The organism is Halomonas colorata, from assembly GCF_014897985.1.
Classification (GTDB): domain Bacteria; phylum Pseudomonadota; class Gammaproteobacteria; order Pseudomonadales; family Halomonadaceae; genus Vreelandella; species Vreelandella colorata.
This window is the reverse complement of sequence record NZ_JABUZA010000022.1, coordinates 51,849-72,082: the sequence shown is the minus strand read 5'-3', so window position 1 is coordinate 72,082 and position 20,234 is coordinate 51,849. Positions and strand designations below refer to the sequence as shown.

The 20,234-nt window shown below is 55.0% G+C and carries 17 protein-coding genes; 8 read left to right on the top strand and 9 right to left on the bottom strand.

The features are described from left to right. Positions 1 to 32: 32 nt before the first annotated feature. Positions 33 to 533 (bottom strand): sigma-70 family RNA polymerase sigma factor, encoded by a 501-nt coding sequence (locus tag INT33_RS12235; protein ID WP_318782745.1) that lies wholly within the window; start codon positions 531 to 533, stop codon positions 33 to 35. Positions 534 to 853: 320 nt separating this feature from the next. Between INT33_RS12235 and INT33_RS12230 the strand changes: the two genes are divergently transcribed. Together INT33_RS12230 and INT33_RS12225 are read left to right on the top strand one after the other, a co-directional pair. Next, positions 854 to 1,621 (top strand): ATP-binding cassette domain-containing protein, encoded by a 768-nt coding sequence (locus INT33_RS12230; protein ID WP_192537533.1) that lies wholly within the window; start codon positions 854 to 856, stop codon positions 1,619 to 1,621. After that, positions 1,618 to 2,475 (top strand): ABC transporter substrate-binding protein, encoded by an 858-nt coding sequence (locus INT33_RS12225; protein WP_225736093.1) that lies wholly within the window; start codon positions 1,618 to 1,620, stop codon positions 2,473 to 2,475. The genes INT33_RS12230 and INT33_RS12225 overlap by 4 nt, the downstream gene beginning before the upstream one ends. Before the next feature lie 7 nt (positions 2,476 to 2,482). Here the strand turns inward: INT33_RS12225 and INT33_RS12220 are convergent, their stop codons facing one another. Next, positions 2,483 to 4,645, bottom strand: coding sequence for a TonB-dependent receptor (locus INT33_RS12220; protein ID WP_192537534.1), 2,163 nt, complete (start codon positions 4,643 to 4,645; stop codon positions 2,483 to 2,485). 189 nt (positions 4,646 to 4,834) lie between these two features. On the opposite strand from INT33_RS12220, the gene fhuF reads away from it, so the two are divergent. Together fhuF and INT33_RS21350 are read left to right on the top strand one after the other, a co-directional pair. Then, complete coding sequence (fhuF, locus tag INT33_RS12215; RefSeq protein WP_263974096.1) at positions 4,835 to 5,374, top strand: siderophore-iron reductase FhuF; 540 nt, start codon at positions 4,835 to 4,837, stop codon at positions 5,372 to 5,374. After that, positions 5,358 to 5,615 (top strand): (2Fe-2S)-binding protein, encoded by a 258-nt coding sequence (locus tag INT33_RS21350; RefSeq protein ID WP_287078388.1) that lies wholly within the window; start codon positions 5,358 to 5,360, stop codon positions 5,613 to 5,615. Before fhuF ends, INT33_RS21350 begins: the two co-directional genes overlap by 17 nt. Before the next feature lie 11 nt (positions 5,616 to 5,626). Here INT33_RS21350 and INT33_RS12210 read toward each other — a convergent pair whose 3' ends face one another. The 4 genes from INT33_RS12210 to INT33_RS12195 all read right to left on the bottom strand — a co-directional run bounded on the left by INT33_RS12210 (position 5,627) and on the right by INT33_RS12195 (position 9,762). Further along, on the bottom strand, positions 5,627 to 7,282 hold the full coding sequence (locus INT33_RS12210) for a multidrug ABC transporter permease/ATP-binding protein (protein WP_192537535.1): 1,656 nt from the start codon (positions 7,280 to 7,282) through the stop codon (positions 5,627 to 5,629). Between the two features lie 163 nt (positions 7,283 to 7,445). Further along, entirely contained in the window at positions 7,446 to 8,168 is a 723-nt protein-coding gene (locus INT33_RS12205; RefSeq protein WP_192537536.1) for a hypothetical protein, read from the bottom strand. A gap of 80 nt (positions 8,169 to 8,248) precedes the next feature. Then, the gene (locus INT33_RS12200; protein ID WP_192537537.1) at positions 8,249 to 8,806 is read right to left on the bottom strand and encodes a cytochrome b; all 558 of its coding nucleotides are present in this window, start codon (positions 8,804 to 8,806) and stop codon (positions 8,249 to 8,251) included. An 83-nt stretch (positions 8,807 to 8,889) separates the two neighbouring features. Continuing rightward, positions 8,890 to 9,762 carry a LysR substrate-binding domain-containing protein gene (locus INT33_RS12195; RefSeq protein ID WP_192537538.1) on the bottom strand — a complete coding sequence of 291 codons (873 nt, stop codon included), beginning with the start codon at positions 9,760 to 9,762 and terminating at the stop codon, positions 8,890 to 8,892. Between the two features lie 101 nt (positions 9,763 to 9,863). On the opposite strand from INT33_RS12195, the gene INT33_RS12190 reads away from it, so the two are divergent. Then, entirely contained in the window at positions 9,864 to 10,742 is an 879-nt protein-coding gene (locus tag INT33_RS12190) for a DMT family transporter (RefSeq protein ID WP_192537539.1), read from the top strand. Positions 10,743 to 10,960: 218 nt separating this feature from the next. On the opposite strand, the gene INT33_RS12185 is transcribed toward INT33_RS12190, so the two are convergent. Together INT33_RS12185 and INT33_RS12180 are read right to left on the bottom strand one after the other, a co-directional pair. Beyond that, complete coding sequence (locus INT33_RS12185) at positions 10,961 to 11,734, bottom strand: RsiV family protein (RefSeq protein WP_192537540.1); 774 nt, start codon at positions 11,732 to 11,734, stop codon at positions 10,961 to 10,963. Positions 11,735 to 11,848: 114 nt separating this feature from the next. After that, on the bottom strand, positions 11,849 to 13,291 hold the full coding sequence (locus INT33_RS12180; protein ID WP_192537541.1) for a hypothetical protein: 1,443 nt from the start codon (positions 13,289 to 13,291) through the stop codon (positions 11,849 to 11,851). A gap of 316 nt (positions 13,292 to 13,607) precedes the next feature. Between INT33_RS12180 and INT33_RS12175 the strand changes: the two genes are divergently transcribed. The 3 genes from INT33_RS12175 (at position 13,608) to INT33_RS12165 (ending at position 17,985) form a co-directional block, all read left to right on the top strand. After that, a complete protein-coding gene (locus INT33_RS12175) occupies positions 13,608 to 13,988 on the top strand; it encodes a septal ring lytic transglycosylase RlpA family protein (RefSeq protein WP_192537542.1) in 381 nt (126 codons plus the stop codon). Positions 13,989 to 14,201: 213 nt separating this feature from the next. Beyond that, positions 14,202 to 15,206 carry an NADP-dependent oxidoreductase gene (locus tag INT33_RS12170; RefSeq protein ID WP_018917924.1) on the top strand — a complete coding sequence of 335 codons (1,005 nt, stop codon included), beginning with the start codon at positions 14,202 to 14,204 and terminating at the stop codon, positions 15,204 to 15,206. 253 nt (positions 15,207 to 15,459) lie between these two features. Then, a complete protein-coding gene (locus INT33_RS12165) occupies positions 15,460 to 17,985 on the top strand; it encodes a glucose/quinate/shikimate family membrane-bound PQQ-dependent dehydrogenase (protein WP_192537543.1) in 2,526 nt (841 codons plus the stop codon). Between the two features lie 102 nt (positions 17,986 to 18,087). On the opposite strand, the gene INT33_RS12160 is transcribed toward INT33_RS12165, so the two are convergent. Beyond that, entirely contained in the window at positions 18,088 to 20,136 is a 2,049-nt protein-coding gene (locus tag INT33_RS12160) for a TonB-dependent receptor family protein (protein WP_192537544.1), read from the bottom strand. Between the last annotated feature and the right edge of the window lie 98 nt (positions 20,137 to 20,234).

The window sequence follows — 20,234 nt, the reverse complement described above, 5'->3', positions numbered from 1 at the left end:
AATAGTGCCTAAATTTGCAATTTTTTATCAGCTCAAGTGAGCGTTGACGAATATCGGTAATTATTCAGACCTTCCTTAACTAACGTTGTAGAAATACCTAATAGATGGGCTACTTCTCGCTGCGTATGACTACCCGACCGGTAGAGTTCAAAAGCGCACCGCGTACGCTCAGGCAGCTCATCCAACGCATCCACCACCAGGGCCAAAGCCTGGCGATCAATCGCGATCACCTCTGGAGAATGTGATGCACAAGAGGCGTTATCCCCCTCCTCTTCTTTTGCAAACAGCGCTGACTCAAATACTGAGCGGCGGCAACGATCAATGGCGAGATTGCGTACCACACGTGACACATAGGATATGGGTTGCTTAATTTCAAAAAGCGTTGTTGCTTCTGAAATTTTCAGATAAGCGTCCTGCACGACATCATCGGCTTGATCAGTATTACCCAATACCTTGGCAGCGACACAGCAGAGCCGGGGCCGCTGATTAACGAAGATATCTTCTAACTCAGCGCTCCAGGTCTGGGTATCCACTGATTGGCCTCCTGCCTCAATTAACACTACGGAATAAATAGCAATAATTATTATTTGCGTTAAGGGGCAGTAAGTCAACCAATGAGAGCTAAGCCAATTTTCATAACGATATACTTGCTGATTTATCTAAGGGCGGCATGCCAAAGGTATGTGCTTCAGGCGTTAATTGTATCTCCGCTCTAACACTTCAACTTAGCCTAATCACTTCGATGCGGTGTTTACCCTCTTTCGAATAAATCTTTTCACTTCACTGTTAAAAATGAGAACCATTAGCACTAGAATGGGGCCATTACTCTTCATCCTTTTGTCAGGAGTCGTTCATGTTCGAGGTCAAAGGCGCCACCTTTGAAATCAATGGCAAGCCTATTCTCAATCCCATTGAGCACACCTTTCACGAGGGCAAGGTTTACGGTCTGATTGGCCATAACGGCTCGGGAAAATCGACGCTGATCAAGCTCATGGCTCAACAACAGCCTAACACTCAGGGCGACATCCTCTTTGACCAGCGCCCGCTGAGCGAGTGGGGCAACCGCGAATTTGCACGCCAAGTCGCCTACCTTCCCCAGCATTTACCCAGCGCCGAAAGCTTGACCGGGCGTGAGCTGGTAGGGTTTGGTCGCTACCCGTGGCATGGGCTTTTGGGCCGTCATACGCAAAAGGATAAAGACGCCGTGGAGCGCGCCATCGCCCTCACCCACACCGAGGCGTTCGCAGACCGCTTAGTGGATACGCTCTCGGGGGGGGAACGCCAACGGGTATGGCTGGCGATGCTACTTGCTCAGGGCAGCCGGTTCCTGCTGCTTGATGAACCCCTTGCTGCGCTGGATATCGCTCATCAAATAGAAGTGCTGGCACTGATCCGCAAGCTATGCGATGAACTGAATTTGGGCGTCATTATCGTACTGCACGATATCAATATGGCTTCACGCTACTGCGATGAATTAATGGCGCTGCACAGTGGTCGCCTGCTAGCCCACGGCACCCCAAATGACATGATGCTTGATAGCACTCTGGAAGCTATTTACGGGCTGCCCATGCAGGTAATGAAACATCCCAATGGAGAGCACAACATCGCCGTTGCCCAATGATGCGCCGCCTGCGTTACGGCCAGTTAGCGCTGGCCTGCGTCAGCGCGCTTACCTCCCTTCAAGTGGCGGCCTCAACCAATATCGTGACGCTGGATTGGACCATTGCCGAAACGCTGATTGCGCTTGGCAACCCGCCTATTGGGCTTGCGGAAATTCCTCAGTACAAGCGTTGGGTGGGTGCCGACCAGCTACCCACCAACGTTCTGGATATCGGCCTTCGCGGCCAGCCCAATCGTGAGCTGATGGCGCAACAAGCGCCCGACCATGTGCTGCTTTCACCGCTGTTTATGCGCTTGAGCGATCAGCTAAATTCCATTGCTCCGGTAACCGGGCTGGCCACCTACCAACGCGGCGACTCTCTCTGGCAGCGCCTGACACGCACCACCCACACATTAGCCGCATTAAACGGCGATGATTCAGCAGCAGTCTCCCTGATCGACGCTGTCGAAACCTACCTGGAGCATCGAAAAAGCCAGTTACAGGGGCAGCCTCCGCTACTCGTCGTACAGTTTATCGATGCCCGACATCTACGCGTATTTGGTAAAAACAGCCTGTTTGAGGCAGTGCTGGAGCGCTTGGGGCTGGCCAGCGCTTGGCAGCAACCCACCAACCAGTGGGGCTTTTCGACCGTGGCGTTAGAGGAACTGCTGAGCTATCCCGATGCCACCCTGGTGGTGGTCGAGCCGCTTCTTACCGGCATGGATAATGATTTTTCTGGCAATGCACTGTGGCAGCATTTACCTGCGGTTCAAGAACAGCGCGTTATTCAGCTACCTGCCGTGTGGAGTTTTGGTGGTTTTCCATCTGCTAAGCGCTTCGCTGATTTGCTCAGCGAAGCGCTGTTAGCCGATTAATCCTGGCTTAGAAGTCCAGTGCGGCGGAAAGCTTGACCGTACGCGGCTCGCCCTGGGTCAGGTAACCACCGGTTGCCGAGGCCCAGTAGTTTTCATCGGTGAGGTTTTCGATGTTGGCGCGCAGGGTTAGCGTGTTCGTATTGAGCGGCATGGCGTAGCGAACGCCAAGATCCCAGCGAGTCCAGGCATCGACTTCCAACTGATTGGCCGCGTCCAGGTACTGGCTGCCGTTCCGTACCGCTCGGCCACTGAGCGTCCAGCCCGGCGCTTGTGGAATGTCCCACTCGCTGCCAAGAACCACGCGATAGTTAGGCACGCCCACCGCGTCGTTGCCCTGGTTTGTACCATCAGTAGTGTGGGTTAATTCAGGATTAATCCACATCGCGCTGCTCAACAGGCGCCAACCCTCCATCGGCTCGCCGTAAACACTTAGCTCCACGCCACGGTTACGCTGCTCGCCATAGTAGGCGTAAACACCGGTTTCAGCGTCAATAAAGGCATTGGGCTGCTCGATTTGAAACAGACTTAAACTGCCGCCCAGGTTGCCCAAATCGAGTTTGGCGCCGACTTCGTTCTGCTCTGCTTCAATCAAACCAATATTCTGCCCGGCATTCACCGCCGTGGTGGGAGCCGTATCACCCGGCTGTAGCGCTTCAATATGATTAGCATAGAGCGATAGGGAGTCCGTCGGTTTCACGACGATGCCATATACCGGCGAAAGGCGGGTATCGCTGAACCGGTTGTCGAACTCACCTTCATAGCTATAGTTGGTGACCTCGATATCCTGATAGCGCGCTCCCAGGGTCAACAGCAGGCGATCATCCAGAAAGCCCAAGGTATCGGAAAGCGATATGCCGCTGTTGCGCGTGCGGCTACGCAAGTTCGGGTCATCCAAATCACCCCCTATCGACCCAGGCTCCCGGAAAGCCACGTCGGCTGGTTGGTAGATATTCGTCAAGGATGAGGAGGCTATTGCATAGGCCGACCGAGTGGTGCGATAGATGCTTGAATAGCCCAGATCCAGCTGGTGGCTGACGACTCCCGTATCGAAGGCCCCGCGTAAACCGGCCTGCCCGCCGACACCCTCAGCGCGATACGGCACGCTCATCTGGCCGACAGTGGCGGCACCATCCGCGCCATTGACGGTGGGCGATCCATAGGTTCCGTTTTCCCGGGTATTGCTGCCACCCAATGCTGCATAGGCCGTCCAGCTGTCGGTCATGTCGTACTCACCGCGCAGCATGGCAAAGTTGGTCTTAAGCTGTGTATTGGCCCATTGGGGTGCATAGTTGGTACTTGCCGAAGGGGCATTGGGAACACTGTCCATACCAGCGCCTACGTGAACCACCGAACGACCGCTTTGGATGGTATGGGCCTGGTGGCCAATATCCAGCGAAGCACGACCACGCTCACCGCGATAATCCAGCCCCACAACGGCCGACGTTGCACGCTGCTCTTCATTATCAATTGCGCTGTCCCCCCGGCCTCGCTCGATACTGGTACGCACGCCGAACTGATTCTCGGTACCAAAACGCCGCCCAAGCTCTACGCCACTTTCCACATAGCCGCTGTCGGTCACCGCGGTAGTCAGCTGGGTGAGGGGTTCATCTGCGGCGCGTTTGGGCTCAATATTGATCGCCCCGCCCACCCCAGAGCCGCTCGGCGACACGCCATTGGCAAAAGCATTGGCGCCTTTAAACAGCTCCACGCGCTCGGCAAGGTTGGTGGCAACCACTTGGCGCGGCAATACGCCGTAGAGGCCGCCATAAGAGATATCATCACCATCAAGCTCAAAACCACGAATCTGAAACTTTTCAGCGAAGTTGCCATAACCAAAACCGCTTTGTACCGAGGCATCGTTGATCAGCACATCCGCCAGCGTTTTTGCCTGCTGATTGTCGATTAAATCTGCGGTAAAGCCGATCACATTGAAGGGTATATCGGCGGCCGCGCGCTGCCCCCAGGTGCCAATACGCGCGCCAGCTGCCACCTGACCACCGGCAAACGCCGAAGTCGGCGTATCGCCACGCGCCGTTGCTTCGCCAATAACGGTTACGGTTTCAAGCGCGGCGTCGTTATTGGGCGCTTGCGCCCATACAGCGCCAGGCAATGGTAAAGCGCCCAGCAGTACAAAGGTGAAAGAGCGCCAGGAGGGGGAAGGCAGCGACATGAGTGTTCCTTATTTTTAAGAGCAATAGGGGGTAACAGCAGGGCAGCGATGCAAAGGCTACAACAAAACAAACTCATTTTCATTTGATATATAGACGCATTCAGCGTTGATCTGATATTTTATTGATATGCATTATCGTTTAAACTGCCCACATTCATGCTTCCCAGCGCCCAGTGTTGGAGTCCGGTTATGTCTTTTGCGTTACGTCAGACTGCAGCTGCCCTGCCCTCGTTGGCCGACTGTTATAAGGGCCCTTTAGCTCCCTTCACTCCCCCGCTGATTGGCACAGAAATACCCGCAGGCGCGATTAAGGCAGCTCGCTGGCGCAACCCCGCATTGTTAGAACAAGACATTTCGCTTTATGCCTCACGCTACCCAGGCGGCGATAAGCGTGCGATCACGTCGCTGTGGTCGAAATGGCATTTTGTTGCGCTAACCGTGCCTACTCTTGCGGCACAACTTATCCTCAACCGCGATTTACCGGTCGGGCTCGATAATGTCCATGTGATCGTTAATGAACAGGGATGTACAAAGCAGCTTTGGCTCCCTGATGAAGGCGTGCCGTTGGATACGCAAGCCCCGGGTAAGCGCTTTGCCAAATTGATTGATCAACACTGGGCACCGCTTATTGAACGTCTGGCCGCCATATCTGGTGCTGCCCCACGGGTGTTTTGGAGCAATGCCGGCGGCTGGCGGCTACCTGAATTTCTACGTGAATGCGCTGGCTGAGCATCCTGAGGTCAATCAAGAGGCGCTCAGTGCCGCACGGGCCCTGCTGGAATCACGCCACCTTAACGGGCAGCGTAATCCCCTGTTTCAGCCGGTGCGCACGTTTACACCCAAAGGCAGTGATGAAGTGAAGCAAGTGCGCAAGCTTTGCTGCCTGCGCTACTTGCTGGATGAGTTCAGCGTCTGCAGTAACTGTCCGCTGGAAGGCTGTGACCGCGTGGCTCGCAAGCGGTCAACGTAAACTAATACGGTTTAATGATTGATCTGGGCGACGGCATCCTGGCTCGCCACATCACGCTGCTCGCCGGTTAGCTCGCGTAGCTGCCCTTGAGACATTTCCAGCAAACGATCTGCGTGAACGAAGTAGCTGTCATCGTGGCTAATCGCAAACACCGTTTTACCCATATCACGCAGATGGGGCAGCAGTTCGCGATAAAATAGCCGCCTGAACTGCGGATCCTGGTCGGCGGCCCACTCATCCAGCAATAGAATGTCCCGTTCCTCGGCGATAGCCAACAGAAGTGCCAGGCGTTTGCGCTGGCCCTGGGAAAGCTGGGTATTGATTACTCTATCGCCCTCCCACTGCAGCTTTTGCTGCATCTGCAGACGCTTTAACCACGTATCGATAAGTATCGGATCGGCTTTTTCACCGCCGGCTTTCATGGCCAGATCAAACTGATGGAAATCGGTAAATACACTGGCAAATCGCGCCCGAAAGGCATGCCACTGCGCAGACGTAAGCACTTGCCCATCGACCTTGATCTGCCCGCTTTGCGGACGGTACAGTCCGGTTAACAGCCGCGCAAAGGTAGATTTACCACTTCCGTTGCCGCCAATCAGAAAGACCTGTTCGCCACGCGCCAGGGTTAAATTGACCGGCCCGACATGAAACCCCTCGCCCTGCTCACCAGAGGGGTAGTGGTAGGTCACATCGACAAGTTCCAGACGCTGCCAGGATGCAAAGGCATCATCGACCTCAAAACCCGGCTGATAGTCGGCAAGCTTCAGGCTTGCCAGCTTATCAAACGCCACCTGGGCGCTAATCAGAGTCGGCCAGGCACCTACCGCCTGAATAAGCGGCGTGCGTAAAAACAGCAGGGTTAATGCAAACGTGGCCGCCACGGCTGGTGTTGCCCAGCCAAGCCCATTAGCCATAAAGAAGACCACACCAATGGCCCCCAACATCATGATGTTGGACCAGTTACCGGCGCTCAGGTGGTACGTATCGGCACGAATAATATGGTAGCGGTAATCCCGGGCATTAGCAGTGTAGCTGTCATCAAAAAAACGCTTTGCCCGGTCGCGGTTTAACGCCAGCTCTTTGCGCCCTTCAATTGCCGATTGGTAGTCTTTATAAAGGCGATCTTCGGTTGCCCGTACAAGATTAAAATGCCGATATACCTTGGATACCAGCACCCAGCCCACCCCCATGGTGAATGCAATCCATACAATGGTAATCACCACCATTTCCGGTGAGAGCCACGCCAAATACGCAACCGAGGCAAGGGTTAACACCACGCCCTGGACGAGCTCGGGCAGGCGCACAAACCCAATGGTGATATTACGCACATCGCTTGAAAGACTCGCCAGCAGCGTGGCATTACCCAGCTGTTCAAGGCGCTCGATATCCGTATCCAGAATGCGTTTGACAAGCCTTGAGCGAAGATCATAAACAAAATGGTGGCCCAGCAAGGTAAGGGCTAATTGGGTAGCCAGAGTCACCACCAGTAGCACCGCCAACAACCCCAAAAACTGAGGTAGCGCTGACATGGGGCTGCCTACCTCTATTAGGCGTTGATTAATAAAGGCAATAACGCCGACCCCCAGGCCCGCGCTCAAAAGGCTTAAACCAATGGCACCTAAAAACGGCCAGCGGTAGTGACGAAAGACAACCTGCAGCAACTCCATTAGCGCTTCCTGACGGGAATATGAGCGGAAGAGTTTGACGTACTACTCCGTCAAGTCAATGCGCAAAGTGATTTTCATTTACAAATGAGGCAGTCCAGACACAGCTATCGGACGGTAGCTTAATAATGCATTAGATGAGCATCTGCGAAATAGCCGTATGGTTCTAGGAAAATGACAGCAAAACAGTACAGCTAAGTGCACCTAACGCAAAGGGCCAGAAGCGGCTGTGGCGATCTTCAGGCAGCTCCTCTTTCAAAACGTTGAGCACGATCCCACCGGCCACAAACGCATAAAGCAGGCTGATAATGGGTTCGCTCACATCCACGCTTAACCCTATCAGCCAACCGACGATAACCGCCGCGGCCAGCACCCAGCGGCCCTTGCTCAAGTAGATATCCCGATGATGACGCACCAGCCCCTGGTCGTTGACCAAAAAGTGCGCGCTCATTGCCAAAAAGAAGAAGATGATGGCGGGAAGTTCATTATTGCGATAAACCAACAGGTAGCCGATCAGCGCGTTATAAAGCGAGAAAGAGCCAATATGTATCCAAAAAACGCCTTTCAGCTTTTGAAAATTAACCGGGTTCTCCTGCTGGCCTTTATGGGAGTACTTGGTGGCGACTTGCTCAAGCCCATAAAACACCGCCAAACCAATTAACGCCACGATATAGGCGTTATGCTCCAGCACCGCCAGCAGGCCATGGGCGTTAATGGTTTCGTGGGCATCGCTTAGAGCAGGAAAGATATGGATAAAGACATAGGCAACAGAAACGCCACCCGCTAACGAAAGCCAGGCGCTGCGGGGCACAGCGCTTAGCTTACGTAGCCTGCTGGCGAAGATATGTACGGCAGCCAAACCGATAATGAAGGCAATCTGCAGGCCCATATATCATCGCTCCCTGCGAGGGTTTGGGCTTGAAACCTAGTCGCTTAAAACTAGTCACTTAAAACCTAGTCATTTAAAACCTAGTCGAATAGGCTCATACGTTTGGTGACGTTATCGTGCTTTCTTCGCCAGTGAAATAACGCACCCGTCACGTGCAGCACGATCAATACCAAAATGGCCCAGCCAAGACGCCCATGCCATATATAGAGTTGGTCAGAAAGCGCTGGGCGCTCGCTAATTAGAGCGGGCAGATGCCAGTGAAAAAACTCAACCGGGTACCCACCGCTGGCAGTCGCGACCCAACCCAGCAGCGGCATAATAACCAGCGCCAAATAAAGCAGATGATGCACGCTAGTGCTGACAATGCGCTCAAACGCATTCAAGGGCGGATCATGATCAGGCACCACAAACGCCAAGCGGGTAATAATGCGCAGGGTCATCAGCAGTAAAATCGTTAAACCCAAGGTTTTATGGCTGGTATAGAGCAGGTTAGTAAGCGTATTGCCCACCAGCGTCACCGTACGTTCATAGCCGACCGTTCCGATGGTTAAACCACTGGCCAAGGCAAGCAGTACGGCGCCCGCCACCAGCCAATGCAGTACCCGGTGTGGATAAATGTAGTGATCCAGCTCGTGCATTGAGCACTCCTAGCAGCAACGTTATATGGCGTTTAGTCTAGCTATATTAAGTCGATTAATCATTCAACGCTTGGCGCTTGATCTTATAGCGCCTCACTAGGGGCAGCTAACTGTTCACGGATCAACTCACCTAAACGCCGGGCCGGCTCTGATGGCCGGTGGGGCGCACGGTGCAGTGCCAACTCAATCATGGGCAAGGCTGGCAAGCCGCTACTTTCATCCAACGGGCGTAGTGAAGGCGTCAACATACTGCGCGTTACCACTACCACGGCAAGCCCGGCAATGACGATAGGCGCCAACCCCGCCATGGACTGACTGGTATAAGCCACCCGCCAATTACGTCCCGCGCCATGCAGAGCCTGCTCGGCGACTTCTCTAAATACGTCGGCGCCGGGCGAATAAAGGGCCAACGGTATCGGGTCGCTGAGTAGCGGCTGCTGGTTAACCCCCACCGCCCAGACCAACGGCTCGCGGCGGATAACATCACCGCCCGGCGAGTTGCGCTGGCGTGTTACCAAGGCTAAATCAAGCTCGGCGGCTTTAACCTGCTCGACCAAGTGCGCGCTTGTTCCGCAGATTACCTTTAACCCGACGGCCGGATAAAGCTGATGAAAGTAAGCAAACACCGATGGCAACAGCGAGGCGTAGTCTTCCGGAATGCCCAGGGTCAAATCTCCGGTCACCTGCTGGGCCTGCATATCGCCCCACGCTTCGTCGTTAAGCGCCAATAGGCGACGCGCGTGGGTAAGCAGCCGCTCACCGTCAGGGGTAAAGCGGATACGCCGTCCTTCACGTTCATGCAGGCTGAGCGCCAACTGAGCCTCCAGCCGCTGAAGCTGCATGCTCACGGTGGACTGGGTGTAATCCAGCCGTTTGGCAGCCGCCGTGACGCTACCAGTATCGGCAATCGCCACTAGCGTACGCAGCAGGGTGAGATCTAACGTTGGCGCACGCATATATCACCATTCTTGATTAAATTAATCACAAAAGATCGATATTGTGATGTGTTATTGACGAGTATGCTGCTTTGCACATGTTCTAGGCAAGGAGACCGCTCATGCAACGTACTCACTCCCCTATTGTGTTTCCTCGTTGGTATAGTGTTGGCGCCGCGTTGGTGGCCGTCATCCTATGGAGCGTGGCGCCACTACTTGCCGAACGTGCCCATACCTCTTCTCCGCTTCAGCTAACAGCGTTAACGCTGCTAGCGGGAGCCTTTGCCACCCTGCCGTTAAGTCGCCGCGTTAATGTAACAAGCTGCAGCTTGAACTGGCAGCTGGGCATCTGGGTCGGTATTCCGCTGTTGATACTCGGCGCGGTCAGCACTTACTTTATCGGCATGCGCCTTGCCCCGGCGGCCGAGGCTGCACTTATTACCTACACTTGGCCGGTATTGTTCGTGCTGTTAAGCCAGTGGAGCCGCTTTGGCCGGATACGCCTGGCAGGTATTATCGGGGCTTTAATTGCCTTTTCAGGCGCGGCTATTCTGCTGATACCGCAGGCGATCAGTAATGGCTTGGGCGGCGCGACGTTAGGGTACGGGCTTGCCCTGCTGGCAGCTTGCTGCTGGGCACTCTATTCATGGTTAAGCCAGGCCGCCCCGGTTTCGATTACCCCTCTTCTACCCCGCATGCTATTGATTGCCTGCGCAATCGCCACTATTGCCAGCATCGGGATGGAAGGTCAGCTTGTTCTGCCCAGCAGTGAAGCGCTGCTTGCTGGCGTGGCACTGGGTTTGGGCCCGTATGGAGTAGCCATGGTGGCTTGGGATAAAGCCCTGCGTTGGGGACATGCAAGTTTAGTGGGCAGCCTTGCTTATGGCGTACCCATTTTAGCGGGTTTCTTGCTGGTGCTCGCTGGCGTAAGCGTACTCGACTGGCGCTTACCCACCGCCGCCCTGCTGGTGGTTATTGGCTGCTTAAACGCTGGCCGATAAAGAAGGCGACAACGGCGGTTCGCTCACCTGCACGCTGGCCAACAATTCAGGCAGCCAGCTCGGTGTAAACGCATTGTCAGTAGCGTTGTGCAAATCAGCCAGGGACCACCAGCGATATTCTAGAGGGTGGCCCTGGCTTTCTTCTGCCGGCTCATCAAGGTCTACCTCAATAACAATGTCGACGGCATCAGGACAGCGGACAAGAATTTAGCGTAAATTCACGGGCCTAAATAGCGAGGCTTAGCCACGCCTTGTAAAGCCTCCAAGGGTATCGTGAGTTCTGGCTGGCCGACGGCGTAGGGAGCAATTTCGTAGACGTTGTATTTGATCACCCAGCTGTCTTCCAGCGGCGCCGCATTATGGTTTTCGCCTAGTGGCCAGCTTTTGGCATATTGATCGTCATAATCCAGCTCGGCCATCCACCGCTTGTGGGCCTGGGCCAATGCTTCTTGAAACGCCTCCTGCTGACCGCTTATCAACATGTCATTCAAGCTAACAACGCTCTGCTGGCGCTCATCAATGACCATAAACACCGTAGACGGCAGACCGTGCGCTTGCCCGGCGTGGTAGACGTAGCTTGTGAGCTCAAGCACTAAAAGATCATCGTGCTGGGCGTAAATACTAGCCTCCAGCTGCGCGTCACTGGCCATAAATTGCGGCAGTACGTCTCGATCCTCGTCAGCACGCACAAAGAAATCCTGGGCGTAGCTATCCCAGTCCTGTGCTGGCGTTTCGGCCCCATCCGTAATGCCCATGGCAAGCGTCAGTAAGCGCGTTTGCAACTCATCCGTCAGCGTCGGGGCATCTGGAAATGTTAACGCTGATATCTGCACCGTTGAGCAGTGCTCGCCCTGGCACTCGGGTGAAACGTACTGCTTTTCCAACGGCTGATATACCAAGGGACTGGTATTACTCATATCGGTCTCAGCCGACTGACAACCGCTTAACAGCAATGCGGTGATGGGGAATACACTTATTTTCCAACCTGACATGCCTTACCTCCCTGTTCTACGACTCTTGCCGCAAGTTAAGATTGAGACTAGCCAAACGTAAACGCCCTTGCCCACATAGTGGACAAGGGCGTTATCATCTCAAGCTATAACGAATTACATACTAGGCTGCATTTGTGTTGGCTCAGCGCTTACTTCCAGCTCAAAAAGCCCGCTGTCCATACCGCTGAAGCCACGTGCGATGATCGTATACATGCCCGGTAGCAGCTGTTGCTGCAGGCGTGCATCGGTGCCGGTGCCACCATCGTCGTCGCTGTAAGCTACGCCTTCGCCTTCAAGCTCCAGGTAAGCATCAAAATCACTGGAGCGCATATCCACCGTTACCAATGAACTTTCATCAAGCTCAAGCTGATAGGTCAGCGATTCACCGTTAAACCAGCCGCTTAACGTTTCATCCGGCGTTAGCGCACCGTCGTTACGCAGCTCAACGCCTTCCGGCAGCTCGCGTGGCTCCATGGTAACGCTAAACAGCCCGCTATCGTTGCCGTACGCAGTGCGTGCGGTTAACTGATAGGTGCCCGGCTCAAGAAAGTCGGCAATGCGTGCATCCAGGTTACCGCCACTGTCATCGTCTTCACGGTAATAGCCGTTAGGGCCTTCAAGCACCAGATAGGCATCGATATCGTCAGAGGCCATATCAATCTGGTACATGCCCGCTTCCTCCACCTCTACCTGATAGGTAAGCTCTTGGCCACTAAACCAGCCGTTTAACGAGTCGCTAGGCGCAATCGTGCCATCGTTACGCAGCTCGCCATCGCCTGGCAGTTCACGCGGTTCAGCCGACAATGTGAAAAGGCCCGCACTTTCACCATAAGGGGCGCTGGCAGTCAGCGTGTAATCGCCGGGGGCCAGAAAGTCAGAGATGCGGGCATCTAGATTCCCGGCGCTATCATCATCTTCACGCCGATAGCCATTAGGACCTTCGAGCACCAGATAGGCGTCAAACTCATCAGAACGCATTTCGACCTGATACATACCCGCTTCTTCGATGGTCAGGGTAAATTCGCTCGACGAGCCATCCAGCCAGCTGTCCAAGGGAGCATCAACGCTCAGAGCATTATCGCCACTTAGCTCAATTACTCGGCTATTGAGCGTATAAGGCCCGTAGCTGCTTCCATCAGCACCGCTGACCACCACCATATAATCGCCACTTTCTTCAATACGATGGCGGGCGGTGGGCGCGTTGCTGAGCAACTGCAATTGATCATCATAAAGCGCGACCACACCGTTCAAGGCGCCACGCAGGCTAAATTCGACCAGATCTCCCTCTTCCAGGCTGATTGCGTAACGGTCATAGCGGCTGCCATCGTTACCGTTAAGCATGTCGCTGGAAGTAATTTCTCCTGCCATGCGTTCGCCCAGCGTCACGCTTTCAAGCTCTGCTAATGCGCTAGGCGTTGCGCTTTGCTCAGCCGTTTCTGATGCCGATACGGGGTCAGATGCAAACGTTTCAGAAGGCAGGCTCTGGGCGACTAAAAAGCCGACAACAGCACCGCCTGCCGCAACCACTATTAATGCAAAAGGAGAGGATTTAGCCATTAGTGCGCCCTTGATAAAAGATAAAACAGTGGGTTGTTTCTCAGTACTTAACCATATGCAATGGTAAGTAAAATGCTCAATGAGCGATATCATTTTAATGTACCAAAACAACTTTACTTATATTTTGACCTATCTCTTTAAACCGCTGAAATAAAAGGGCATAACGCAAGCAGCAGAAAAAACGTAATTTTGGGGCCAATTGCGTCGAACGTCTTAAAGCTTGCCGAGCTTATCCAGGCGCGTTACCATCGCTTCGCCGATCCGGCACCTCATTGAAACTTGCGAGACTCTCGACACGAATAACTGAGGTACTCCAATGGGAGCCCCTACACGACTACTCCGAACGAGTTGTTTAGCTGTATTGCTTTTAGCTATTACAGCAAATAGCGCGTTCGCAAACGATATAGATGGACAAGAAGGCGTTGCCTCCTACTACAGTGACCGCTTTCAAGGCGCTCTCACTGCCAGCGGAGAAGCCTTTGACCAGCAGGCACTAACGGCCGCTCACCCAAGCCTGCCGTTTGGATCGAAAGTGCTGGTGACCCGCCCTGATACCGGGCAAGAAGTAGAGGTACTGATCAATGATCGCGGTCCGTTTGTTCAAGGACGCATTATTGATCTCTCAAAGCGGGCAGCCCGTGCATTAGGTATGCTGCGCCGTGGTACGGCCCCTGTTATGGTCACGTTGCTGGATTAACGGATAACATACCCGTAAGTGTGTGGTACCCCTTAGCCGCTCAACGCAATTCTAGTCACGCTGTTCGTAATATCGTATAGGGCGCTCTCAACAGAGCGCCCTATTTTTTTGCCAAAAAAAACGACACTGTAAAAAAATAACGAACTTGCAAGCAGGTTAATGATCTCTATGCTGCAAGTACATTGATCCGACATGGCTTTGCAGGAGGCACCCATGCAATCGCGTTATTTTACGCTTACCGACTATCCCAACGGCCTGCCCGAGCGCGAGCTGTTTACTCTAAAAACCCAGGAACTCCCTGAGCTCAATCCGGGCGAAGTGCGCATTCGCAACCGCTGGCTTTCCGTGGATCCCTACATGCGCGGCCGCATGAGCGGTCAGCACACATACGTTGCGCCCTTTCGTCTTGGCCAGCCCATGGAAGGCGGTGCGATTGGTGAAGTGATCGCCTCAAACGATGAGCGCCTGAAAGAGGGCGACATCGTGAGCCACATGGGCGGCTGGCGCGATATTGCACAGATTTCTTCGGCAGGCGTTTATCCACTGCCTGATGCCAAGGTGCCCGAGCAAGCGTACCTTGGAGTGCTGGGCATGCCGGGCATGACGGCCTGGACCGGCCTTAATCTTATTGCCGAATGCCGCCCCGGTGACAACGTTCTGGTAAGTGCGGCAAGCGGTGCCGTTGGCTCATTGGTAGTTCAACTGGCCAAGGCTAAAGGTTGTCATGTAGTGGGCATTGCCGGCGCCGCACATAAGCTCGCCTGGCTTGAATCGCTGGGCGTGGAGCCGGTTACCTATAAGGATCGGGGCGCCCAAGAGCTCAGCGACGCTATACAGCTTGCAAGCCCGGAAGGCATCGATGTGTATTACGAAAATGTCGGCGGCATTTGCCTGGAAGCGGCGTTAAGCCAGCTAAATGAAGGCGCTCGCATTGCCGTGTGCGGCATGATCGATACCTATAATGCTGAAAAACCCACGCCGGGGCCCAGCAATCTGTCGCAGATGGTTGTGCGTAAAGCCAGGATGCAAGGGTTCATCGTGGCAGATCACTGGGAGCATTACCCCGAGTTTCTTAAAGAAGTGGCACCGCAGGTAGCCGCAGGCGATATCGATTATAAAGAGACGGTTAAAGAGGGTCTGGAACAGACACCCGATGCGTTTCTGGAACTGTTCCAAGGCGGCAATACAGGCAAGATGCTGGTTAAATTGACAGATTAATACCGCTGTTTCTAAGCGTACGCTGCTTGAGTAATGTGCAGGGCCGCCCTCTTGAGGGACGGCCCTGTTTTTTTTGGCCAAGATTAATTCTCAAATCAGTTCGACCAAAAGCGAATTGATAATTAAAATAACCGTCAAGCCAATGTGTTTTAACCCATCGTTTGCACCGACTGATGGGTTAGCGCACGTTGCCAGCGGTTAGCTGGCGCCATCGCCTGCTAACCCTTAATACGTTGCTAACAGGGGAACTCTCATGGATGAAAACAAGCGAACTCGCGGTAAATGGCCTGCCTTGCTGCTAGGTCTTTTGCTTATTGTTGCTGGCTTGGCACTCGCCATCGGCGGCGGCAAGCTGCTTAGCTTAGGCGGCAGCGCCTATTACCTGATTGCCGGCATTGGCATTGCGGCTAGCGGCATGCTGCTTGCCATGCGCCGCGGCGCTGCGCTTTGGCTTTACGCCCTGATTTTAATTGCCACACTGCTTTGGGCATTGTGGGAAGTCGGTTTGGATTGGTGGCAACTGGTGCCTCGGGTCGCCATTCTTGCCCTCATCGGCATTATCATGCTGCTGCCCTGGTGGCGCAAACCGCTCCACTCACGCGGCGGAAGTCTTGCGCTGACGGCCAGCATTGCCGCCGCCATCGTGGTGGCCATTGCCAGTTTGATGGATGACCCGGCCCAGATAGAGGGCACCCTCGCAGAGAACCGCACAAGTGGCGATGTGAACCCGGCCCAGGTAGCCGGTGACGACTGGCCTGCCTATGGCGGCACCAATGCAGGCACGCACTACTCCTCGCTTAGCCAGATTACCCCAGACAATATCGGTGAACTCGAAGAAGTATGGCGTATTCAAACCGGCGATGAGCCCGGCTCCAACGCTCCGCCTGAAATCACTAACCAGAATACGCCGCTGAAGGTTAACGACAGCCTGTATATCTGCACATCACACAGCCGCGCCATGGCGCTTTCCCCGGAAACCGGTGAAACGATCTGGGAATTCGACCCACAAATCAGCACCCAGGGCGCCGACGACTTCTCCGGCTGGGCGCACATGACCTGCCGCGGCCTGGCCTATTATGATGCAGCCAACTACGCCACCAGTGGTGAAAGCGCCGACGCTGCCATTGACACAGATACTACCGACGAGCTTTCCGCGCTGTTTGCCGACAGCGATGCTTTTGACATCGATGTTTCGCTGCTGGGTGGCTTTGAAACCACCGCTGCGAATGAGGGTGAAAATGCTCCCTCGGCGATCATCAGCCAGACTGACGTCATGTGTCCGCGTCGCCTTTACCTGCCTACCGCCGATGCCCGCCTGATCGCGCTTAATGCGGATACCGGCGAACGCTGCGAAGGGTTTGGTGAAAACGGTGAGGTGGAGCTAACGCGCAATATCGGCGGTTTTGATCCGGGCGGCTACTACTCCACCTCGCCTGCCACCGTGACTGAAAACCTGGTAATTCTAGGTGGTCACGTCACCGATAACAGCTCAACCGATGAGCCGTCTGGCGTTATCCGTGCCTTTGACGTACGCACCGGCGAGCTGGTCTGGAACTGGGATAGCGGTAACCCGGATGACACCACGCCTATCGAAGACGGGGAAACCTATACCCGCAACTCGCCTAATGTCTGGCCGCCGATCAGCGTTGATGAAGAGCTAGGCCTGGTTTATCTGCCCATGGGTAACGCCACGCCCGACCAGTACGGCGCGGATCGTACCGAAAACGATGAAACCTATAGTGCGGGCTTGGTCGCGCTTGAGCTCGAAACAGGCCAGGTGGCTTGGGTCTATCAGTTTGTTCATCACGACCTTTGGGATATGGATATGCCAGCCCAGCCCGTGCTGATTGACCTGGCAACCGATGAAGGCACCCAGCCTGCGGTGATTCAGCCGACCAAGCAAGGCAGCCTGTATGTCCTCAACCGTGAAACCGGTGAAGCCATTGTCCCGATTGAAGAAATCCCCGTTCCTCAAGGCGCAGTAGAGGGTGACTGGACGGCAGAAACACAGCCACGCTCAGCGCTGAACCTATTGCCACCGCCGCTTACCGAGCGCGATATGTGGGGCGCATCGCCCTTTGATCAGATGATGTGCCGTATTCAGTTCAATTCATTGCGCTATGAAGGCCAGTACACGCCGCCGTCGCTGGAAGGCAGCATTATTTACCCGGGTAACGTCGGCGTAATGAACTGGGGCGGCGTCGCGGTCGATCCTGAACGTCAGGCACTGTTCACCGGCGCCAAGTACCTCGCCTTTGTTTCACGTTTGATTCCGCGTGACGAAGTGGAAGAGGGCCAGGGCTCGGCCAGCGAACAGGGCCTTCAGCCCAACGCCGGCGCACCTTATGCTGTTGAGCTAGGCCCGCTGCTGTCGATTTTTGATCTGCCCTGCCAATCACCGTCTTGGGGCGATGTAACGGGTATCGATCTGCAAAGTGCGGAAGTCGTCTGGAAACATCGTAACGGCACCACCCGCGACAGCATGCCCCTTGGCTTGCCGATTGGCCTGCCCGTGGGTGTTCCGGCACTCGGCGGCCCGCTGACCACCGCAGGCGGTGTTACCTTTATGTCGGGCACGCTGGATCAGTACCTGCGGGGTTACGATATCACCACCGGTGAAGAGCTTTATAAAGCTCGCCTGCCTGCAGGTGGCCAGGCCACGCCCATGACCTATACCGGCGCCGATGGCCGTCAGTACGTTGTGGTAACGGCCGGTGGTCACGGAACCTTTGGTACCTTGATGGGTGACTACGTGATCGGTTATGCCTTACCCGAGTAAGGCTTACCGACCGATATAGTCGACCGACACGAAAACGGGCAGACCCAAAGGCTGCCCGTTTTTATTGCCACTTTTATTTTCTGAAAACTATTTTCTGAAAGCTTAAAAGCGTACTTCCAAACCGCCGTAAACACTGCGCCCCGGCGCCGGCTCATAAAAACGCCCAAAGGTGCCGTTCAAGCGCACGTTGGCATAGTGGTCTTCATCAAACAGATTACGCACGCCCACGTAAGCGTTTAACAACGTATCGCCACCCAGTTGCCAGCCATCGCCTACCCGCAGGTTGACCAGCCAATAGCTGTCAATCTCCGTTTCATTGGCATTGTCGGCCACCATGTCACCCACGTACTGGGTTTCAAGCGTGGCAAAGCGGTGTGACAGCCCCTCCCAAGTTAGCTGATTGACCCAGGTCTGCTCGGGTAAGCCGGGGATGCGATTGCCGTCAAAGCGCTCGCTGGGCGTGGCAAACTCGTCAAACTCATAGCGAGCCAGGGTTAACGCGCTGTTCAAACGCCACTGGTCCGCTAACTGCCAGCCAAGGGAAAGTTCCAGGCCATCGCGGTTGGTATCGCCCGCATTCCGGTAGAAGGTACGCCCACCTTCATCAAAAGGTACCAGCTCATCGCGTACGCGCACCGAGAACAGGGCGAGGTCGTAATCCATGGCCAGCGGCTCGATATATCCCCGCGTACCCACCTCACGATTCCAGGCTTTTTGCGGCTCAATGGACGGGTTGAACCCACCGCCAGCCGGGTTGGCGAACTCGGAGAACGTCGGCGTTTCAAACGCAGTGCCGGTGTTGATATACACCTGATGCTGAGGGCGATAGCGATAGCTTAGCCCGGCGGAGCCGCTCCACTCATTAAAGGTACGCTCGCCGCTTTGATCACCATCGGCCAAGTACCGATCATCCACATCCAGATCAACACGATCAAAGCGCGCGCCCAGGGAAAGCGTTACTTGCTCGGTGAGTCCCAAATCACCCTGAGCAAATACCCCGGTAGAGGTTGCCGTTTGGGTTTCATCCGCCACCTGCTCACCTACGCCGCCCTGAGCATTGACGTCGCGCCGGAAGCGATCATCGTCCTGACGGGCCACGTCCACCCCCGCCACATAGCTTAACGGCAGCTCGCCCAGGGCGATTTCATGATGATACTCGGCACTCGCGCCCATATAGTCACGCTGGTAGCCGATACGGCTATCGCCCACATAGGGCAGTTGCTGTTCAAAATCACGCCGAGCGATAAAGCCTTTCAGGTAGAACTCACCTGGCCCTGCGGACAAATCCTCGTACTGCAAGCCGATAAGTTGCTGATCGACATTCTGCCCGGCGTCCAGCGCCAGCGAATTCGGCGCGGCCTGATGCCGACCGCTTGCCACTTCACCAGCATTCAGCGCGCCGGGGTCTTCCGAGCGAGGGTTTTCCAGAAGATTCACAATCGCCGTCAGCGCCCGCTCGCTACCCAGCTCGCGACGCAGCTTGGCATTGAGCAGGTATTTCTCGGTTGAGCTTTGATCGCGGTAGCCATCCACATTGAGCGCTGAAAAACTGACGTTGTGCGACCAGTCGCCCTGCGAACCACCGGTTTGCAGGGACGCCTTACGATACCCGTCGCTGCCCGCCTCCACCCGCAGGCGCGTACCCGGGTTTTCGCGCCCATCGGCGGTGGTCACATCGATCACCCCGCCCGCGGCGTTGCCGTAAAGCACCGACGAAGGCCCACGAATGACTTCGATACGCTCGGCGCTATCCAGATCAATCGCGTCCAGCTGCGCCTGACCATCGGGCAAGGTATAGGGAATGCCATCGACCATCACCGTAATCCCACGCACCCCAAACGGGGCGCGGGCACCAAAGCCCCGAATGGCAATCCGCTGGCCCTGGGCAAAGTTGTCGCGATTCTGAATGAAAACGCCGGGCACACCGACCAGCGTTTCATCCAGCCGAACACGCTGCTGGCCCTGGGCGATGGTTTCCTGGTCCACGGTGGAAACCGCCGCCGGCGTTGCGTAAAGCTCACGCGCCAAACGCGGTGCGCTTACTTCAACCGTAGGCAATGCCTGTACCGATGCTGGCTCGTTTTGCGCCCAAAGGGGGCTTGAGACCGCGAGACCCGTCAGCATTAGCGACGGCGGCAACAGTTTATACATGGATTCCCTTCCCTTTTTTTGATAATCGTTTTTTTGATAATCGGTTTTTTGATAATTCGGCGTAACTCTGGATGAACCACAACCTAAACGTTAAGTCT